This window comes from Pollutimonas nitritireducens, assembly GCF_002849615.1.
In the GTDB taxonomy this organism is placed as follows: domain Bacteria; phylum Pseudomonadota; class Gammaproteobacteria; order Burkholderiales; family Burkholderiaceae_B; genus Pollutimonas; species Pollutimonas nitritireducens.
Map to the genome: position 1 here is coordinate 1 of NZ_PDNV01000028.1, position 3,137 is coordinate 3,137.

General features: G+C 59.7%; 4 protein-coding genes. All 4 read left to right on the forward strand.

The genetic code is table 11. The annotated features are described in order from the left end of the window. The first annotated feature begins 90 nt into the window (after positions 1-90). A complete protein-coding gene (tnpA, locus tag CR155_RS20500) occupies positions 91-489 on the forward strand; it encodes an IS66-like element accessory protein TnpA (protein ID WP_102071908.1) in 399 nt (132 codons plus the stop codon). Next, positions 486-830 carry an IS66 family insertion sequence element accessory protein TnpB gene (gene tnpB / locus CR155_RS20505; protein ID WP_102071909.1) on the forward strand — a complete coding sequence of 115 codons (345 nt, stop codon included), beginning with the start codon at positions 486-488 and terminating at the stop codon, positions 828-830. Before tnpA ends, tnpB begins: the two co-directional genes overlap by 4 nt. 105 nt (positions 831-935) lie before the next feature. Next, positions 936-2,537 carry an IS66 family transposase gene (tnpC, locus tag CR155_RS20510; protein ID WP_102071910.1) on the forward strand — a complete coding sequence of 534 codons (1,602 nt, stop codon included), beginning with the start codon at positions 936-938 and terminating at the stop codon, positions 2,535-2,537. Then, positions 2,537-3,109 (forward strand): plasmid pRiA4b ORF-3 family protein, encoded by a 573-nt coding sequence (locus CR155_RS20515; protein WP_102071911.1) that lies wholly within the window; start codon positions 2,537-2,539, stop codon positions 3,107-3,109. The genes tnpC and CR155_RS20515 overlap by 1 nt, the downstream gene beginning before the upstream one ends. Positions 3,110-3,137: the final 28 nt, after the last annotated feature.

Sequence of the window (3,137 nt, forward strand, 5' to 3'; positions counted from 1 at the left end):
GTAACGGCCCGCCCTGTACCGCCTAGAAATTTGGGTTAAATCTCATCAAGATACGTGTCCATGTATTTTTTGAGATGGACACGTATTTCGATGAGCGATTCTCTTTCTTTGGTGGCGGCCTCTCAAGGCTCTCGGCGCCGCTATCCGGTCGAGTACAAGCGGCAAGTGGTGCAAGAATCGATGGTGGCGGGAGCCTCAATAGCACGGGTCGCGCTGACACACGGCGTCAATGCCAACCAATTGCATAACTGGCGCTGGCAATATCGGCGTGGCGACTTCGGGCCAATCAACCAAGGGCCGGTGTTGCTGCCGGTGCAGATTAAAGCGACTTCGAACACACCACAGCAGCAACCGGCCAAGATAGTTGACGGGCAAGGCAGCATCGGGGCGGGGGATATTGAACTAATCTTTAGCGGCGCACGTGTCCTGCTTCACGGGGCGCCCGACCCGGCCACGTTACGCTACGTCATCGAAGCGCTGCGCCCATGATTGGTTTACCGACCGGAACCCGCGTGTGGTTGGCCGCCGGAGTTACCGACATGCGCCGAGGTTTCGATGGGTTGGCGGCCACCGTCCAGGCGACGCTTCTCGAAGACCCCTTCAGCGGCCATGTGTTCGTCTTCCGAGGTCGCAAGGGTGATCGCATCAAGGTGTTGTGGTGGAGTGGCGATGGTATGTGCCTGCTGGCCAAGCGCCTGGAGCATGGCCACTTCGTATGGCCCAGTGCCGAGTCGGGCGCGGTGCATTTAACGCCGGCGCAGCTATCGATGCTGCTCGAAGGCATCGACTGGCGACGGCCTGCGCGTACGCATAGACCAACCCGAGTTTAGCCTTCGAAGCGGGCGCCATTAGAAACGTTGAAAGTGGCGTATTTATTGGTGTTTCGGGGCTTTATGCCTACCATTTAATGGCCGTTATTTGGTAAAATAACGGCCATGCTCAACGCCGCCCAACTGCCCGATAATATCGCTGCCCTCAAGGCATTGTTATCGGCCCAATCTGCTCAGATCGATGCCTTCGGGCAAGAGCGTGCACAGTGGGTGGTGGAGCGCGAAACGCTGCGCCAAGGCACACACGACGATAAGCAAGAGATCGCACGCCTGGGCCTGCTGCTCGATAAACTGCGCCGCATGTTGTTCGGCCAGAAGTCCGAGCGGCTCGTTGCCCAGATCGATCAATTGCAGCTTGAACTGGAAGAGCTACACATCAATCAGGGTGGGCGCGCCGAAAAAATCGAATCGACGCAAGCGTCTGCCGCGCGTGCGGCTCCGCCACGTCGGCCGCTACCCGAGCATCTGCCGCGTGAAGTGCATGAGCACCTTCCCAAGGAATCTGCCTGCCCTGATTGCGGGGGTGCGTGGCAACGCTTGGGCGAAGACGTCAGCGAGGTGTTGGAGCACATCCCGGCCAGCTTCCGAATCGTTCGTCATGTACGCCCACGCCTGGCGTGCCGCTGTTGTGACCGAATGGCACAGGCGAGCGCGCCCAGTCGGCCGATTGCCCGCAGCTTCGCTGGCCCCGGGTTGCTTAGCCACGTGATGGTCAGTAAATATCTAGATCATCAACCGCTGTACCGCCAGTGTCAAATCTACGAGCGCGAGCACGTGAACTTGGCCCAGAGCACGGTGGGCGACTGGGTCGGCGGTGTGCACGAGTTGCTGCGCCCCTTGATCGATGCGCTGCGCCGTCATGTCTTTACGGCCGATAAACTGCATACCGATGACACCCCGATCAAGGTGTTGGCGCCGGGTACCGGCAGGACACGCGAAGCGCGCCTCTGGGTCTATGCCCGCGATGATCGGCCCAGTGGCGACACCACGGCACCGGCCATGTGGATGCGTTACTCGCCCGATCGGCGCGGTATCCATCCACAGACCCACCTGAAGGACTATATGGGTATCCTGCAAGCCGATGCCTTCGCCGGGTACAACAAGGTTTACGAATCAGGCCGTGTAGTCGAAGCGGGTTGCTGGGCGCACGCCCGACGCAAGTTCTACGACGTTCACGTTAAAGACGCCACGCCCATTACGACCTATGTGCTTGAGCGTATTGCCGAGCTCTACAAGATCGAATCCAGTATCCGCGGCAGTCCACCCGATGTGCGCCAAGGCGCGCGTCAAGAGCATGCCAAACCCATCGTCACCGCGTTGTATGCCTGGTTGCGTGAACAGTTGCCGACCGTCTCGCGCAAATCGAAAACGGCTGACGCGATCACCTATGCCATGAACCAGTGGCAGGCCCTGACGCGCTACCTGGACGATGGCCGCATTGAGATCGACAACAATGCGGCCGAGCGGGCGCTGCGCGGTGTGGCCCTAGGCAGGAAAAACTACCTGTTCCTTGGTTCGGATGCGGGGGGCGAACGTGCGGCCACCATGTATAGCCTGTTGGGCACCGCCAAATTAAACGACATCAATCCGCAGGCGTACCTGCGCCATGTCTTGACCGTGATTGCCGATCATCCGGTAAACCGGATTGATGAACTGTTGCCGTGGAACGTTGGCAAGCACGCGCTGTCGCTGGATAGAGCGGCATAATGGTCGCCAAGGTCGTCGCGCTGCAAGGGCAAGCGATGGTATTGCGTATCGAACTGCGCTACGTTCAGCCGACGGTCTACCGCACCATTGTGGTTCCCAGTCGCATCACCCTGCCCAAGCTGCACGTCACCATCCAGCAAGCCATGGGCTGGCTCGGCGGCCATCTGCACGAGTTCATCATCGACGATACGCATTACGGTGAGCTTGACCCCGATTACCCCGAGCCTGATCTGAGAAGCGAGAAGCGCGTGCGCCTGGACAAGGCGCTGGGCGTACGGCGTCAACTCGATTACATCTACGACTACGGGGATAACTGGGCCCATCGGATTCGGCTGATCGAGGTGACGCCCTTTAGCGGCCCGCTGGATTCCCCTTGGTGCCTGGACGGCGCCAATGCCTGCCCGCCCGAAGATGTGGGTGGGGAGCCGGGCTATATGGAGTTCTTGGAGGCCATGGCCAATCCCGCGCATCCTGAACACGAACAGATGATGCAATGGCATGGCGGCCCATTCGATCCAGCTGCCTTCGACCTTCAAGAGGTCAACGAGCGGCTGATGCAGATTCGGATTTAACGCAACACGGTGCTGGCCGGGCCGTTAC